At 63.5% G+C, this 16,747-nt stretch carries 12 protein-coding genes and 2 pseudogenes; 3 read left to right on the forward strand and 11 right to left on the reverse strand.

Going from position 1 to position 16,747, the window contains the following annotated elements; translation table 11 throughout:
* Nucleotides 1–104: 104 nt before the first annotated feature.
* The 11 genes from AC1Z32_RS20545 to AC1Z32_RS20595 form a co-directional block, all read right to left on the reverse strand.
* Nucleotides 105–1,769 carry a SpoVR family protein gene (locus tag AC1Z32_RS20545; RefSeq protein WP_483480326.1) on the reverse strand — a complete coding sequence of 555 codons (1,665 nt, stop codon included), beginning with the start codon at nt 1,767–1,769 and terminating at the stop codon, nt 105–107.
* Complete coding sequence (locus AC1Z32_RS20550) at nt 1,766–3,031, reverse strand: YeaH/YhbH family protein (RefSeq protein ID WP_062604299.1); 1,266 nt, start codon at nt 3,029–3,031, stop codon at nt 1,766–1,768. The genes AC1Z32_RS20545 and AC1Z32_RS20550 overlap by 4 nt, the downstream gene beginning before the upstream one ends.
* Before the next feature lie 240 nt (nt 3,032–3,271).
* On the reverse strand, nt 3,272–5,194 hold the full coding sequence (locus AC1Z32_RS20555; protein ID WP_483480327.1) for a PrkA family serine protein kinase: 1,923 nt from the start codon (nt 5,192–5,194) through the stop codon (nt 3,272–3,274).
* Nucleotides 5,195–5,614: 420 nt separating this feature from the next.
* Nucleotides 5,615–6,376, reverse strand: a complete 762-nt coding sequence (locus AC1Z32_RS20560; RefSeq protein ID WP_483480328.1) for a fumarylacetoacetate hydrolase family protein — start codon at nt 6,374–6,376, stop codon at nt 5,615–5,617.
* A gap of 118 nt (nt 6,377–6,494) precedes the next feature.
* A complete protein-coding gene (locus tag AC1Z32_RS20565; RefSeq protein WP_483480329.1) occupies nt 6,495–8,216 on the reverse strand; it encodes a methyl-accepting chemotaxis protein in 1,722 nt (573 codons plus the stop codon).
* Between the two features lie 259 nt (nt 8,217–8,475).
* Complete coding sequence (rbsK, locus tag AC1Z32_RS20570; RefSeq protein ID WP_483480330.1) at nt 8,476–9,408, reverse strand: ribokinase; 933 nt, start codon at nt 9,406–9,408, stop codon at nt 8,476–8,478.
* A gap of 30 nt (nt 9,409–9,438) precedes the next feature.
* Nucleotides 9,439–10,461, reverse strand: coding sequence for a LacI family DNA-binding transcriptional regulator (locus tag AC1Z32_RS20575; protein WP_483480331.1), 1,023 nt, complete (start codon nt 10,459–10,461; stop codon nt 9,439–9,441).
* Nucleotides 10,462–10,592: 131 nt separating this feature from the next.
* Nucleotides 10,593–11,582, reverse strand: coding sequence for an ABC transporter permease (locus AC1Z32_RS20580; protein WP_483480332.1), 990 nt, complete (start codon nt 11,580–11,582; stop codon nt 10,593–10,595).
* Nucleotides 11,583–13,175: a sugar ABC transporter ATP-binding protein gene (locus tag AC1Z32_RS20585; protein WP_483480333.1), complete on the reverse strand. Its 1,593-nt coding sequence runs from the start codon at nt 13,173–13,175 to the stop codon at nt 11,583–11,585.
* 277 nt (nt 13,176–13,452) lie between these two features.
* Complete coding sequence (locus AC1Z32_RS20590; RefSeq protein ID WP_483480334.1) at nt 13,453–14,415, reverse strand: substrate-binding domain-containing protein; 963 nt, start codon at nt 14,413–14,415, stop codon at nt 13,453–13,455.
* 318 nt (nt 14,416–14,733) lie between these two features.
* On the reverse strand, nt 14,734–15,015 hold the full coding sequence (locus AC1Z32_RS20595) for a hypothetical protein (protein ID WP_483480335.1): 282 nt from the start codon (nt 15,013–15,015) through the stop codon (nt 14,734–14,736).
* Between the two features lie 257 nt (nt 15,016–15,272).
* On the opposite strand from AC1Z32_RS20595, the pseudogene AC1Z32_RS20600 reads away from it, so the two are divergent.
* The 3 genes and pseudogenes from AC1Z32_RS20600 to AC1Z32_RS20610 form a co-directional block, all read left to right on the forward strand.
* Nucleotides 15,273–15,578: pseudogene (locus AC1Z32_RS20600) on the forward strand (PsiF family protein); the annotation flags it as partial.
* A 30-nt stretch (nt 15,579–15,608) separates the two neighbouring features.
* Nucleotides 15,609–15,701, forward strand: a pseudogene (locus AC1Z32_RS20605) (PsiF family protein); the annotation flags it as partial.
* A gap of 222 nt (nt 15,702–15,923) precedes the next feature.
* Nucleotides 15,924–16,388: a hypothetical protein gene (locus AC1Z32_RS20610; RefSeq protein WP_483480336.1), complete on the forward strand. Its 465-nt coding sequence runs from the start codon at nt 15,924–15,926 to the stop codon at nt 16,386–16,388.
* Nucleotides 16,389–16,747 lie beyond the last annotated feature (359 nt).

Genomic DNA, 16,747 nt, shown 5'->3' on the forward strand with positions numbered 1-16,747 from the left:
ACGCATCGATTCGCTATAGGCAAAAGAAAATGCCCGGAGGCAGAACTCTCGGGCATTGTTGAAATATGCAGTCGACTTCGGCTGCGTTAGCCAGTAGTAGAACGTCAGCGCATATTCGGCGCCGTATACCGACACTCGAACCGCTTCCTCACCGTCCCATTCTCATCGACACTTTCCAGATAAACATCGAACTGCCACAAGCGCGCCATGTGCTTGAGCACTTCGTCGCTGTCGTTCGACAAATGCCGGTTATCGGTCATGAAGTGGCGCAGCGTAAGACTCCGATCCCCGCGCGTATTCACCGAATACACTTGAATGTTCGGCTCGCGATGGTGAATATCGTATTGCCGCGACAAAGCCTGACGCACATACCGATACCCGCTGCCGTCATGAATCGCGGAGACTTCGAGCGCGTCGCGCATGTCGTCGTCGAGAATCGAGAAGAGACGCATCTCCCGAATCAGATGCGGCGACAAATACTGCGCGATAAAACTCTCGTCCTTGAAATTGCGCATCGCGTAGTGCAGCGATTCCAGCCAGTCGCTGCCCGCAAGCTCCGGAAACCACTCGTGGTCTTCGTCCGTGGGGTTTTCGCAGATGCGGCGAATATCGCTCATCATCGAAAAACCGAGCGCGTACGGATTGATGCCGCTGTAATACGGCTTCGTCACCGGCGGCTGATACACGACATTCGAATGCGAATGCAGGAACTCCATCATGAAGCCGTCTTCCAGGCGGCCTTCGTTGTAGAGCGTGTTCAAGAGCGTGTAGTGCCAGAACGTTGCCCAGCCCTCGTTCATGACCTGCGTTTGCCGCTGCGGATAGAAATACTGGCCGATCTTGCGCACGATGCGGATGACTTCCCGCTCCCATGGCTCGAGCAACGGCGCGTTCTTCTCCGCGAAATACAGCAGATTTTCCTGCGGCTCAGGCGGATACCGGCTTTCGATTTCCTCCTGCGAATGCTCCTTCCCTTTCGGCAGCGTGCGCCACAGTTCATTGACCTGCGACTGCAGATACGCTTCACGCTCACGCCGCATCGCCGCTTCCTTCGCCAGCGACAGCTTCTGCGGACGCTTGTAGCGGTCGACGCCATAATTCATCAGCGCATGGCACGAGTCGAGCAGTTCCTCCACGCGATCCAGCCCGTAACGCTCCTCGCATTCCGCGATGTAATTCTTCGCGTAGACGAGGTAATCGATGATGGCGTGCGCATCCGTCCAGAGCTTGAACAGATAATTGCCTTTGAAAAACGAGTTATGCCCGTACGCGGCATGCGCGATCACGAGCGCCTGCATCGTCATGGTGTTTTCTTCCATGAGATACGCAATGCAGGGATTCGAATTGATGACGATTTCGTACGCCAGGCCCATCTGCCCGCGCCGATAGCCTTTCTCGGTCGCGAGAAAGTGCTTGCCGAACGACCAGTGCCGATAGTTCACCGGCATGCCGACCGACGCATACGCGTCCATCATCTGCTCGGAGCTGATGATTTCGAGCTGAATGGGATAAGTGTCGAGACCGTAGCGGTTCGCGACGCGCGAGATCTCGGCGTCGTACTCCTCGATCAGCTCGACGCTCCAGTCCGACGGGCACGGCAGCGGCCGCCGTTTCTCCGAAACATTCATTCTGCCTTCCTTGTGCGCCTCATCTGTCTTCGCGGACGCATCGCGTTGCCCTGCTTCAGGCCCAAGCTGCGCGGCGGCACGATCGTCCGTGCCATCCAGCTGATACCCGCGCGTCTCATTGTGCAAATGCCGCGTCGTCATGCGGCCGCCTGCTGTTTTTCGAACAGTTCGCGGAACACCGGATAGATGTCCGCGGCCGAATCGACCTTCTTCATGGCCAGCTCGGGCGCGCCCATGGCAAGCTGAGCATACTCCAGCCAGAGATTTTGCTCCTCCGGCGCAACTTGAATATAGGCAAAATACCGGACCTTCGGCAGGATGTCTTCCGCCAGCAGCTTGCGGCACTTCGGGGAATCGTCCGTCCAGTTGTCGCCGTCCGATGCCTGCGCACCGTAAATGTTCCACTCAGTCGGCGAATAGCGCTCGTCCATGATCTTCTTCATGAGCTCGAGCGCGCTCGACACCACCGTGCCGCCGCTTTCCGTCGAATGGAAGAACGTGTCCTCGTCCACTTCCTCGGCGCGCGTATGGTGCCGGATGAACACCACCTCGATCTTCTCGTAGTTCCGCTGCAGGAACAGGTACAGGAGGATGAAGAAGCGCTTGGACAAATCCTTGCGCTGCTCGTCCATCGAGCCGGAGACGTCCATCAGGCAGAACATCACCGCCTTGCTCGACGGCGTGGGCTGCTTCACGCGATTGATATAGCGCAGATCGAACGGATCGATGAACGGAATGCGCGTGATACGGCCCTGCATGATGACGATATCCGCTTCGAGCCGCGCGATTTCCTCGGCGTCGCCGTTCTCTTCCTTCAACTGCTCGAGCTGGCGTTCCATCTCGCGCAATTGCGAAGCAAGCGGCCAGCCGAGCGCGATGCGGCGCCCGAGTGCGCTCCTCAGCGATCTCACCACATCGATATTGTTCGGCGTGCCTTCCGCCGCCCATCCCGCACGCACGTTCTTCCATGTCGGCACGGCGAGCAGTTGCGTCTTCACGAGGCGCGGCAGTTCGAGGTCGTCGAAGAAATACTGCATGAATTCATCGCGCGAGAGTTCGAAGACGAAATCGTCCTGCCCTTCGCCCTCGTTGCTCGCGCTCTTGCCGCCGCCGCCCGCGCCGCCCGGCGGACGCGGAATCTTGTCGCCGCGAATGTAATCGGCGTTGCCCGGATGGACATACTCGCGCTTGCCGCCCGGTCCATGACGGAACGAGGGCTCGGAGATATCCTTCTTGGGAATGGTGATGCTCTGGGTGCTTTGAATATCTTTGATGCTGCGATCGCGCACCGCGTCGGAAACCGCGCGGCGAATGTAACTCTTGACGCGTCGCAGGAAGCGCTCGCGGTTGGCGATGCTCTTGTTCTTGCCGGCTAACCTGCGGTCGATGATTTGGTGCAGCACATCCAGTCTCCCGCGTTATTGGCGAGATGGCGAGGCGCTGCGCGAGCCTTGAATCGTTCGCAGCGTCTCTGTCTCGCAAACTCTGTCCACTGTGCCGGCCGGACGCAATCCACGCACCCGCACGGTCAGGGACATCATAACTCCCGCGCTGCGCGGGACCGGAACCGGCGTTGAAGCGCCGTTCCGGTCTATGGGTTTCACGCCTGAGATGAAGCCAGGCGCTGGCCCTGCATACTTACTTCACGACGACTTGCGCACGCGCAGATACCAGTCGCACAGCAGGCGCACCTGCTTCGGCGTATAGCCCTTCGCGACCATGCGATTGACGAAGTCCTCGTGTTTGCGTTGCTCTTCCGCCGATCCTTTCGCGTTGAACGAAATCACCGGCAGAAGTTCTTCGGTGTTGGAGAACATCTTCTTCTCGATCACCACGCGCAGCTTCTCATAGCTGATCCACGCGGGGTTCTTGCCGCCATTCGCCGCACGCGCGCGCAACACGAAATTCACGATCTCGTTGCGGAAGTCCTTCGGGTTGCTGATGCCCGCGGGCTTCTCGATCTTCTCAAGCTCGGCATTCAATGCCGCGCGGTCGAAGCTCTCGCCGGTGTCGTGATCGCGGAACTCCTGATCCTGAATCCAGAAGTCCGCATAGGTCACATAGCGGTCGAAGATGTTTTGTCCATACTCCGAATACGACTCCAGATAAGCGGTCTGAATCTCCTTCCCGATGAATTCGGCGTAGCGCGAAGCCAGTACGTCCTTGATGAACGACAGGTACTTCTGCTCCGTTTCCGGCGGGAACTGCTCGCGCTCGATCTGCTGTTCGAGCACGTACATCAGATGCACCGGGTTGGCGGCGACTTCGGTCGAATCGAAATTGAAGACGCGCGACAGGATCTTGAACGCGAAACGCGTGGAGACGCCCGTCATGCCTTCGTCGACACCCGCGTAATCGCGATACTCCTGATACGACTTCGCCTTCGGATCCGTATCCTTCAGGTTCTCACCGTCGTAGACCTGCATCTTCGAGAAGAGGCTCGAGTTCTCCGGCTCGTGCAGGCGCGTGAGCACGGCCATCTGCGCCATCATCTTGAGCGTGCCCGGCGCGCACACCGCCTCGGCGAGCGACGAGTTGCGCAGGAGCTTCTCGTAGATCTTGATCTCTTCGCCGTAGCGCAGGCAGTACGGCACCTTCACGACGAAGATACGGTCGAGCAGTGCTTCGTTGTTCTTGTTGTTGCGAAATGCCTTCCACTCCGACTCGTTCGAGTGCGCGAGGATGACGCCGTCGAAAGGAATCGCGCCGAAGCCTTCCGTGCCCTTGAAGTTGCCTTCCTGGGTTGCGGTGAGCAGCGGGTGCAGCACCTTGATCGGCGCCTTGAACATTTCGACGAATTCCAGCAAGCCCTGATTGGCGAGGCACAGGCCGCCGGAATAGCTGTACGCGTCGGCGTCATCCTGCGAATAGGTTTCGAGCTTGCGGATATCCACCTTGCCGACGAGCGACGAGATGTCCTGATTGTTCTCGTCACCCGGCTCGGTCTTCGCGATGCCGATCTGACGCAGAATGGAAGGATAGCGGCGCACCACGCGGAACTTGCGGATGTCCCCGTTGTACTCGTGCAGGCGCTTCACGGCCCACGGCGAGAGGATGTTCTTCAGATAGCGGCGCGGAATGCCGTATTGCTCTTCGAGCACCGGGCCGTCTTCATCGTAATCGAAGAGACCGAGCGGCGATTCGTTGACGGGCGAGCCCTTCAGCGAATAGAACGGAACGCGCTCCATGAGCTGCTTCAGTCGTTCGGCGATTGACGACTTGCCGCCGCCCACCGGACCCAGCAGATACAGGATCTGCTTCTTCTCTTCCAGACCCTGCGCCGCGTGCCGGAAGTAGGACACGACGTTCTCGATCACTTCCTCCATTCCGTAGAACTCGCGGAATGCCGGATACACCTTGATGACCTTGTTTGCAAACACACGCGAAAGCCGCGGGTCGAGGCGCGTATCGACATGCTCCGGCTCCCCGATGGCCGTCAACATGCGTTCGCCCGCTGTTGCATATGTGGCAGGATCTTCTTTGCAGAGCGCGAGATACTCTTCGAGCGAGAACTCCTCCTCGCGGGTTTTTTCGAAGCGGGTCGCGAAACTGCTGTAGATATCCATGCTACCTCCTCGCCGAAGTCAGAAAGCTATGCCGTGCGCAACGCGCGTAATCGAAACGACATCGCTTGAAATCATCCTAAACCCTTTCGAATTTTTTTTCACGCACTTGCGTTGTTCATTTGCTTCGAAGTATTACTAGCTTGGTGAGTTATTTTCGTTCACCTACAATCCTCATCCCAATGTCCGTATCGTGTTGCCGCAACGTTGGTCCTGCCTGTTCGCTTCCCCGCGCTCGCCGCTACTTACGCGCTGCTTTTGTCCGCCAATGCGGCCTGCGCCTCACGCTCGCGCAACCATCGCCGTGCTGCCCGCATTCATCCATCGCACAGGTATCGATACGCGCTCGTTCTCATGAGATGCAATACATCGCAGCGTAGGCGACAGCATCAATAATCATTCCCGCTGCATGGTGTTTCCGCTTCATGCAAGCACCAGCTCCAGTTCTCCGATGCGATCGATCGCGCCGTGCAGCATCGCCGGTCCGTCGACGCGATACGCGCCCGTATAGGAGCCTGTCGTGATCGTCCAGAACGGTTCGACGGTCAGGCCCATCCGCGAGCAATGGTTGACGAGCCACGGCAGCAACTCGCGCGGGTCGCCCGCAGGATTGCCGAGCGCCGCCGGCGCGATCGATTCGCCGTCGAGCGTGAGTTCCAGGCGCGGGGTGAGAAAGTCGAAACCGGGCGCAACCACGTCGTAAGGCTCCATGCCCGAGACGACGAGCGCGCCGTTGTTCTGCGAATCCGCGAGTTGGGCGAGCGGGTCGAGATTGGGCCATTGCGCGAAACGGCTGTCCACGACTTCGAGCGCCACCGCAATGCCGCCTATCGCGTCGAATACTTCCTCGCGGGTGTAAGGGTCGTGTCGCGCGGGCAGCGCATAGGCGAAGCGGAACGCGATCTCGAGTTCCACCAGCACCCGGAAAAACGATTGAAAAGGCAGGCGCGCGGGCGAGACGTGAACGAGCGCCGTGTCGATGGGCGCGCCCGTGGCGAGCGCATCCGGCGCGCGCGCGCCGATTTTCCAGGCGCCGATGCGCGCATCCGACTCTTTCAGCATCTCGTGCTGGATGGCGTAGGCGGTAGGCGCGTCGGCCGGAATATCGGCGGGCTCCAGCGTTTCGATCAGCTGATGCCGGCGGCGGGCGTCCGCGAGTTTCGCGGCGAGTGTCGATCCGGTCATGGCGATATCCTCGTGTGAACAGTCACGCATATTCCCACCAGTGTACGGGTTACCGGATCGCCGTTGGTCGCGTGCGTGTGGAATCGCGCGCATTCCCGCCACGCGCCGCATGACGCGTTTAGAACGTTTCCCAGTCGCCGCCCGCGTCCGCGTGCGCGGGCGCCCTGGGCGCGAGCGGCGGCACGGGTGCGGCACGCTTCGCCGGCGCCGCCGCGACCGGCTTCGGCGCGACGCGCGCGCTCACCGTTGCATGCGATGCAACTTTCGTGACCGGCGCGGACGCTGCCGCGAGCGCCGCGCCATCCGCCACCTGGAACACCGCCACCGCCTGACGCAGGCGCGCGGCCTGGTCTTCGAGCGACTGCGCGGCCGCCGCCGCTTCCTCGACGAGCGCGGCGTTCTGCTGCGTCACTTCGTCCATCTGCGTGACGGCGCGCGACACCTGCTCGATGCCGCTCGACTGCTCCTCCGACGCCGCCGCGATCTCGCCCATGATGTCGGTCACGCGCTGCACGGCGCCGATGATCTCGTTCATCGTGCGCCCGGCTTCGTCGACGAGCGTCGTGCCCGTCCGCACGCGCGCCACCGAGGTATCGATCAGCTCCTTGATCTCCTTCGCCGCCGCCGACGAGCGCTGCGCGAGACTGCGCACCTCGCCCGCGACGACCGCGAAGCCGCGCCCTTCCTCGCCCGCGCGCGCCGCTTCGACCGCCGCGTTGAGCGCGAGGATATTGGTCTGGAACGCGATCCCTTCGATGATCGTGATGATGTCCGCGATCTTCGACGAGCTGCCGTTGATCTCGCGCATCGTGTCCACGACCTGCGTGACGACCGCGCTGCCCTTGCCCGCGATCTCCGACGCGTTCGCCGCGAGCGCGCTCGCCTGCCGTGCGTTGTCGGCGTTCTGGCGGACAGTGCCGGTCAGTTCTTCCATGCTCGACGCGGTTTCCTGCAGCGCGGACGCCTGCTCCTCCGTGCGCGAGGACAGATCGGTGTTGCCCGCGGCGATCTGCTGCGTCGCCGACGCGATCGATTCGCTGCCCGAGCGCACGGTCCGCACGGTCGTCAGCAGGCTCGCGCGCATCCTGGCGAGACCTTCGAGCAACTGGCCCATTTCGTCGCGCGACGTCACGACGACCTCGCGGCGCAGATCGCCGGCGGCGATCGCCTCGAAATGGCCGAGCGCGGCTTCGAGCGGACGCGCGATCGCGCGCCGCAGCGACACCCACGCGAACGCCGCCGCCGCGATGCCGAGCGCGATCGCGCCAAGGCTGAGCGCGCGGAACCACAGGAAGTGGTTCTGCGTTTCCTCGTAGCTCGTCTTCGATGCCTGCGTCAGGAACGTGCGCAGCGCGTCGTTCGCGTTGGCGAGCTCGTTATAGGTGACCTGCATCGCCTTGGCGTTCGCGATGATGCCGTCGTGATCGTTCGCCAGGATCGCGGCGATGCCCTTGTCGACGATGCCTTGCAGCGCGAGGCGCTTCTCCTGCGCGGCATCGGCGAGACGCTTTTCCTCCGGCGAGCGCGGCAGCGACGCATATTGCTTCCAGTAGCCGTCGGCGCGTTCGCGCATCAGGCGCGAGCGCTCGACGGTGGCCGCGACTTCCGACGTGCCGGCGAGCAGCGCCGCGCGATCGAACACGAGCCGCTCGCGCGCCGCGTACATTTCCGCGTTGCCGACCGCGATCGCCGCGGGCATCTGCACTGAATAGGTCGCGAGAAACGCGTCGTTGGAATGGCTCATGCCGGCGAGCCCCAACGCGCCGATCGCGATGAGCAACGCACCCAGAAACGCCATCGAGACGCCGAGGCGCGCCTTGATCGTCAAAGCCTTTTTCATTGAGTTTTCCCTTGCCGCTTGCGAGCGGGTCTCCCGGCCGGTTGACGGCCGGCGCGCGCGTTTTGCCGCACGAAACGCGCGCCGAAGACGTCCGCGCGGCCGAGGCGCGCCGTCCTTTCCGTCGATGGGCGTGCGCGCGAGGCATCGCGCGTCCGCTATCGACGTAAACGGCGCCAAAGAGACAGCACTTGAGGGAATTGTTTCGTATGAAGAGAAAACGGCGCGTCAGGCGCGCCGTTTTTCAGCGAACATTGCAAACTTATTCTGGCAGTTCGCTGCGGTGCGGAATGGAAGGCTGCGCGCCTTCCCGCGTCACCGCAATGGCCGCCGCGCGCTGGCCGAAGGCAATCGCGTCCATCGCGGCGGCCCCGCGCGCAAGCTCCGCCGCGAAGCCGCCGATGAAGGTGTCGCCGGCGGCGGTCGTGTCGACGGCCTCGACGTTCGGCGGCGCGAGATGCACGCCTTCATCGCCCGCGCCGTCGAGCATCGCCAGCACGCCTTGGGCGCCGAGTGTCACGATCACGTTGCGCGCGCCCTTCGCCTTGAGCGCCTGCGCGGCGCGGCGGGCGTCGTCGGGCGTGGAGATGGCGACGCCGGAGAGCGTCGCCGCTTCCAGTTCGTTCGGAATCAGATAGTCGATTAAGGGAAACCAGTCCGGCGGCAGCTTGCGCGCGGCGGGCGCGGGATTGAGGACCGTCGTGCGTTGCAGACGGCGGCCGGCCGCGAGCGCGGCACGCACCGTTTCCGGCGGCGTTTCGAGCTGGCACACGATGACATCGGCGCGCGCGAGCAGCGCTTCGTGTTCCTCGATGCGCGGCGGCGTCACTTCGGCGTTGCTGCCCGCGACGATGACGATCGCGTTCTGGCTGGCATCGTCGACGACGATGAGCGCGACGCCGGTCGGCGCGTTAGCGCTCGTCGCGAGCGCCGTGCAGTCGATGCCCTCGGTCTCGAGGCTGCGCTTGAGCGTCGCGCCGTTCGAATCGTTGCCGACGCAGCCGATCATCGCGACCTGCGCGCCCAGCCGCGCCGCGGCGACGGCCTGATTGCCGCCCTTGCCGCCCGGCACCTGCGCGAACGCGTGTCCGGCGAGCGTCTCGCCCGGCTTCGGAAGACGCGGCGCGCGCGCGACGAGATCCATGTTGAGGCTGCCGACCACGGTCACGCGGCCGATCGCTGCGGTGTCACCCATCTTTTCTCACATCCTGAATATCGGCCTTCGTCAGGCCTTCGCACTGCGCGGCTCGGGCGCCACCGCAGTCGATTCGCGGCGTACGAGCCGCGGCGGCACCACGCGCCGGCGCGTCGTCCCGGTCAGCTTGCCGGTGATGCGGTCGATCAGCGTTTGCGCAGCCATTTCGCCGAGCGCGCGCACCGATTGACCGACCGTCGACAAGGCCGGATAGGTATAGCGCGACAGCTCGACATCGTCGAAGCCGATGATAGAGCAATCCGTCGGCACCTTGATGCCGCGCTCGGCCGCCGCCCGCAGCGCACCGATGCCCATCATGTCGTTGCACGCGAAAATCGCGGTCGGCTTCGTGGTGTCGAGCAATTGCGAGGCCGCCGCGTAGCCGCCCGTAGCCGAGAAGTCGCTCTGCACGATTGCGTTCGGCTCGATCTCGATGCCGCGCTCGGCCATCGCGCGGATGAAGCCGTGCAGGCGCATCGCGGAGACGGCCGTAGCGACGGGCCCGGTGATGCAGCCGATCTGCGAGTGCCCGAGCTGCAGCAGGTGGCGCGTCGCGAGATACGCGCCCTTTTCGTGGTCGATCTGCACGAGGTCCGACTGCAGCCCCTCGATATTCCGATCGACGATCACGAGCGGCTCGCGCGCCCCGGCGAGACATTGCGCGAGCACCGAGTCCTCACCCGCCGATGCGATCACGAGCCCGTCGATGCGCTTTTCCTGCAGCACGCGCAGATAGCTGCGCTGCTTCGCGGGATCGTCGTCGGAGTTGCAGAAGAACACGCAATAGCCGTTCTTCGCGCAGCCGTCCTCGACGCCGCGCGCGAGCTCGGCGAAATACGGGTTCGTCGCGTTCGGCACGAGCAGGCCGATCGTCGCCGTCGAACGCGCCTTCAGCGAGCGCGCGACCGCCGACGGCACGTAGTCGAGCTCGCGGATCGCCCGCTCGACTTTCGCCCGCACGTCGGCCGACACCGGCCTCGAATTGTTCACTACGTGGGATACCGTCGTAAACGACACCCCGGCAATGGCTGCCACGTCTTTGATCGTCGCCATACATCGTCCTTCGCTATCTTTGGTCCAACTGCTCTCTTATTGGTCGTAAGGCGTGCGGCGCGACCTGCTTTCGTTCGCCGCTTGTTTCCCCGCGCCCTGCTTGCTGCTTCGGTTGCTTCAGCCGGTTGCGATCAGCCCCGCTTCCTTCTGCTCCGGTACGTATCCAGCACCACCGCCACCACGATCACCGCGCCGGTAATGATGCGCTTGGTCGGCTCGTTCGCGCCGATCTGCGCCAGTCCCGCCGCCAGCACGGAGATGATCAATACGCCGAAAAACGTGCTGATGACCGAGCCGCGCCCGCCCATCAGACTCGTCCCGCCGATCACCACCGCCGCGATCACCTGCAGCTCCAGCCCCGCGCCCGCGTTCGGATCGGCGGCTTCGAGACGCGAGATCTGGAACAGCGCCGCGAGCCCCGACAGCGCGCCCATCAACGCGAAAACGATGACCTTGTACGGCCGTGGATTCACGCCCGCGAGCCGCACCGCTTCCTCGTTCGTGCCGATCCCTACGAGATATCGGCCAAAAATCGTCCGGGTCAAGACCAGATGGGCAATTATCATCACCGCGACCGCAATCAGAAACGCGGGCGAGATGCCGAACGCGATAGGGTTCGACAGAAAATCGAACGCATCGCCAATGTACGCCGTGCGCGAGTTCGTCATCTGGTACGCGAGCCCGCGTGCGCCCTCCAGCACGCCGAGCGACACGATGAACGACGGAATCCGCCAGGCCACCGTCACGAGGCCCGTCACCGTGCCGGTCAGCGCGGCGGCCGCGAGCCCGATCAGCGCGGCAGGAAACGCGGGCCAATGCCACTTGAGCGCGGCCACGCTCACCACCGATGCCCCCAGCGCCAGCACCGAGCCCACCGACAGATCGATGCTCGCGATGATCAGCACGAAAGTCATGCCAACCGACATCACGACGAGATCCGGAATCTGGTTCGCGATCGTGCTGAACGTGTCGTACGTCAGAAAGTGCGAGCTCAGCACCGAAAACAGCGCGATCATCGCGGCGAGCGCGCCCGCGAGACCGAGGTAATTCGAAAAACCCAGGCGCGTGCCGACGCCTTTCGTGCTCTTCGGCGCATCGGCGGGCAGGTTCGCTTCGCTCATTCAATGCTCCACATTGTCTTCGGGCGCCTTCGCGTCCGGCGCGATCGGCTCGTGCAGGATCGCCTCGCGCTTCGCGTAACCGGAGAACGCCGCCGCGAGCAGCGCGTCCTGCGTCCAGCCCGCGCGCTCGAACACGCCCGTCATGCGTCCCGCCGACATCACGCCGATGCGGTCGCAAATCAGCATCAGCTCGCGCAAATCGCTCGACACGACGACGAGCGCGCGTCCTTCGCGGGCCAATGCGCCCATCAGCCCGTAGATGTCGAACTTCGCGCCGACATCGATGCCGCGCGTCGGCTCGTCGAACAGGAGCACCGAGCAGTCGCGCGCGAGCCAGCGGCCGATCACGACCTTCTGCTGGTTGCCGCCCGACAGCTCCGACACCGCCTGCGCCGGGCCGGATGTGCGGATGCGCATGGCGTCGATCTGCCGCTGCGCGAGCGCCGCTTCCTTGCGCGTATCGACGACCCCGTGCCGCGCCACCGCGCTCACATTGCCCAGTGAAACGTTCGCGGCGATGGGCAGGCTGAGCAGCAGGCCCTCGCCCTTGCGATCCTCCGTGATGAGCGCGATGCCTGCCTCGACCGCATCCGACGGCGATTGCACATGCACTTTGCGCAACGGCTGTCCGCCGCGCGCGACCGACACGCTGCCCGCGTCCGCGCGATCCGCGCCGTAAATCAGGCGCATCAGTTCAGTCCGGCCCGCGCCGATCAGCCCGCTCACGCCGAAGATCTCGCCCGCCCGCACCTCGAACGACACGTCGCGGACCACGGGCGCGCGCGTCATGCCCTCGACCTTCAGCGCGACGCCGCCGATCCTTCGCTCGCCCAGGTCGATGCGCTCGCCGATCTCTCGTCCGACCATCAGCGTGACGAGCCGCTCGCTCGTCAGCGCGTCCATCGGGCCGATGTGCACGAGCCGTCCGTCGCGCAGAACGGCTGCGCGCTCCGCGATGCGCCGCAGTTCCTCAAGCCGGTGCGAGATATACACGAGCGCCACGCCGCGCGCCTTCAGCCGCTCGACCTGCTCGAACAGCAGATCGACTTCGCGGGCGGTGAGCATCGCGGTCGGCTCGTCGAGGATCAGCACGCGGCAATCGCCGATCAGATTGCGCGCGATTTCCACCATCTGCTGATGCCCGATGCCGAGACCGCCGACGAGCGTGTCCGGATCGATCGCGTCGAGCCCCACTTGCGCCATCGCGTGACGCGCGTCCTCTGCGAGCCGTTTCCGGTCGATCCATCCGAAACCGCCCTTCCTCGGCAAGCGGTTCAGAAACAGATTCTCCGCCACCGATAAAGTCGGCAGCAGGTTCAACTCCTGCATGACCATCCGCACGCCGAGCGCCTCGGCATGCGAACGGCTTTTCGGCGCGTAGGGCTGGCCCGCGAGCGTCATCGTGCCGGTGGTCGGGTCCGTGAGCCCGCCGATGATCTTCGACAGTGTGCTCTTGCCCGCGCCGTTCTCGCCCGTCAGCGCGAGCACCTGGCCCGGGACGAGCTCGAGCGAAACGTCGGCCAGCACCGGCTCGACATACGTCTTGCCGATGCCCGTTACCGTCAGCACGTTCGCATCGTTCGATCCGGTCATGGGGCGCTTCAAGGCTTCGCTGTGCATCCTCGATGGGGGTTGCGCATGGCTTCGGATAACGGCCCGCGCCTTTTCCGGCGCGGCTCGGAGCGTCTCCCGAAGTCTGTGCACGGAAGTCTTCGGCGGCCGCGGCTCGAAACCGCGCCGTCTGCCTTCCGCACTCGTCAGTGTCTTATCGGCACGTCGGCCGTGAACTTGAGGCCTTCTTTTCCGGCTTTGGCGCGGGCGGCGCTGCAATACGTCGCAGCACGACACGATACGCCGCCTCGCGCCAGACTTACTTCGTCACGAGATCGACGGGCGTTTCCACGACCTGCGACAGCTCCGACTGCTTCTTGTGCCCGGCAATCGCCTTCAGCGCCACGTCGATGCCGAACACCGCCTGCTTCGCCGCGTACTGGTCGGCGGTCGCGAGGACGCGGCCGTCCCTGAGCATCTGCTTGATCGCGCCGATGTTGTCGAATCCGACGACCTGCACCTTGCCCGCCTTGCCCGCCGCGCGGATCGCCGATACCGCGCCGATCGCCATGTTGTCGTTGTCGCAGAGCAGCGCCTTCACGTTCGGATTCGCGTTCAGGATCTGCGAGGCGACCGCGTTGCCCTTGTCGATTTCCCACTCGCCCGACTGCAGCGCGACGACCTTCATGCCGGCCGCGTCCATCGCCTCCTTGAAGCCCGCGCTGCGCGCCTGCGAGTTCGTCGTGGTCGTCACGCCTTCGATGATCGCGACTTCATCGCCCTTCTTGAGACGCGGGGCGAGATAGTCGCCGACCTTGCGCGCGCCCTTCTTGTTGTCCGGGCCGACGAACGGCACGTTCAGATCTTTCGACTTGAGCACGTCCGGGTCGAGCCGGTTGTCGATATTCACGACGATGATGCCCGCGTCCGCCGCCTTCTTGATGACCGGCACGAGCGCCTTGGAATCGGCCGGCGCGATGACGAGCGCGTCGACCTTCGAGACGATCATCTGCTCGACGATGCGGATCTGCGCCGCGGTGTCGGTCTCGTCCTTGATGCCGTTGGTGATCAGGTCGAACTGGCTCGAGTTGTGAGCTTGATACTCCTTCGCGCCGGTTTCCATTGTCAGGAAGAACTCGTTGGCGAGCGATTTCATGACGAGCGCGACCTTCGGCTTGGCCGGCGTTTGCCCAAATGCGGATGACGATGCAAGCGGCAATACGGCGCAAGCGGCGAGCGCGACGGCCGTCGTCAGGACGCGTCGGCGGATGGTTCGGTTCATGCGGATCTCCAGTGCTTTGTTCTGGTTTGTCTGGTCATGCGAGATGCAGCGAACACGAGCAAGGCGTTCTCGTTGCGCGCCGGACGGCGGAGCGAAGCGGTGGGTAGGCGATGACGGGCGCCTGCCGCGCCCGTGTTTCCTTCATCTCCGCTTAACAAGCCGCGAGCCCCCGATCGCCTTTGCAGGCACGGTTTGAACGTTTGCTCGCCGTCGATTCTCGTTGCAGAGGCGGCGGAGGTCAATCGGGCTAACGTGTAGGGCATCCGCGAAACCGCCGGACGCGCGAGGCGCCCTGCCGCGCGATCCGGCGCGTGCGACTCAGAGATCCTCGACCGACTGCCCTTCCACCTTGTTGTCGATGATGTCGCGCGCGTAGTCGATGCCCGCGCGCGTCGCATCGATCGGGCTTTCGAAGGGTTCCTGATCGGGTACGCCGAACATGACCGAGCGGCCGCTCTCGCCATGCGCGCTCTTCGCGATCGTCACGACGATATCGAAATGGCGCGGGCCGTCGTCCGGCTCGTCGCGTTCCTTCGCGCGCCGCAAAGCCTGCACCTTGATTTCGAAGCCCTTGTAATGATCGGACAGCGGCGTGGACATGAACCGTCTCCTTTGGGTTGGACGTGCATCGCACGATCATACGTCGCGCGCCTCTTTCGTGCGGCTCGGTCGATGTCGGCGAAAGCGCGTCGTTGATGCCGGTCATGTAAGGCGCCTGCAAGCATCATTCCCGCAGCCTCCCGATTTCACCTTATCCCACACACTGGTCATATTGGCTTTGCCATAATGCGCGGGCGACATGCCGCAAAGACGCGCGCCGTCGAAAAACAACTTTTATTCAAATCAGGGAGCGTCACATGAACATTCGAGCCACCGCCCTCATTGCCGTGCTGAGCCTCACGCTCGGCGCGAACGCGGCTCTTGCTGCCAACAGCCAGCAAAGCAAGATGACCGACTGCAACAAGCAGGCGGGCGACAAGAAAGGCGACGACCGCAAGGCGTTCATGCAGAGCTGCCTGTCCGCCGCGCCCGCCGCCGCCTCCGCGGCCTCCGCGCCGATGACGCAACAGCAGAAGATGACCGCCTGCAACAGCCAGGCAGGCGACAAGAAAGGCGACGACCGCAAGGCATTCATGAAGAGCTGCCTGTCCGCCGCGCCCGCCGCCGCCGCCTCCGCGCCGATGACGCAACAGGACAAGATGACTGCCTGCAACAGCCAGGCAGGCGACAAGAAGGGCGACGACCGCAAGGCATTCATGAAGAGCTGCCTCAGCAACAAGGGCTGAGTTCGTCGAATATCGCTTCACGCCGCGCCGTTCGCGCGCGGCGTCCCTGCCGTATTTACGCTGCCTACCCGCCGTTATTGCACTGCACCCAAGCAAGTGATTCGCACCGTCGTCTTTTTCTCATAAGATGGCGCGAAGGCGGCCCCTCACGAAATACAAGAAATACGCCATCGGCCGCCGCCGTTTTCGAGCGAGGCGAGAAGCCGCGCATGGAGGGATCGGATGGCATGGAGACACAAGAACCGCTGGTTCAGGCGGTGGCTCGTGACGATCACGTTCTGGTTCGTGCCGGTGCTGATCGTCGCGGTGAATGAAGTGCGCGAGGAGATGGCGTACAACAACGTCGATCTCCAGAAGTCGCTCTCCACGTGGGAGCTGACCGACGCACAACGCGCGGCCGGCGCCGCCGCGCGCTGCCACGGCGCGCCCGACGAAGCGCGCGCCGCGGGCTGCCCCGCCGATGTCCTGCTGGCCAACGAGCCCAGGCATCAGGCCGCCCTCGATGAATACGCGCATCGCAAGGCGACGCTCGCGGATTATCTGTGGCATGCGTTCGTCGGCTACTGGATCGTGCCTGCGGCGTTCCTGCTCGTGCTCGGCATGCTCATCGGCGGAATCAGGCGCGCGCTGCGGCGTCCACCGCGCGCGACGTCGCCTGCTGAAGTAAAAACGACAAGTCATCCGTGAACGACGGCCGGGTACGGTCGTTGCTACTTCCTGTTGCGGTTTTCGTCGGACACGCTAAGGCGATGCCACGAAAATTGTGCTTTCTTCGGAATGACGTTTCGGGAGAAAACTCCGTTTCCATTTCGGTTTGGTCAAAGCTTCGTCTAACCTGATATGAGGCGGAGTACGCGGTCGAAAGTAATATGTAAATTTCCGCCGACACCGGCATTGATGGGGCCGGATTCGGAGTAAGCTGAAGCCATTGTTGCACTTGCGTGCCGCGAAGCCCGAAAACCCGCGAGTGACAAGGCTTTGGGCGCGTGGGCCGAGGTTCGCGTTTCATGTGGCTGTGCTATAACTTTGCGTGCCTCACCCTCCCG

The organism is Caballeronia sp. 11_S32 (assembly GCF_056930355.1).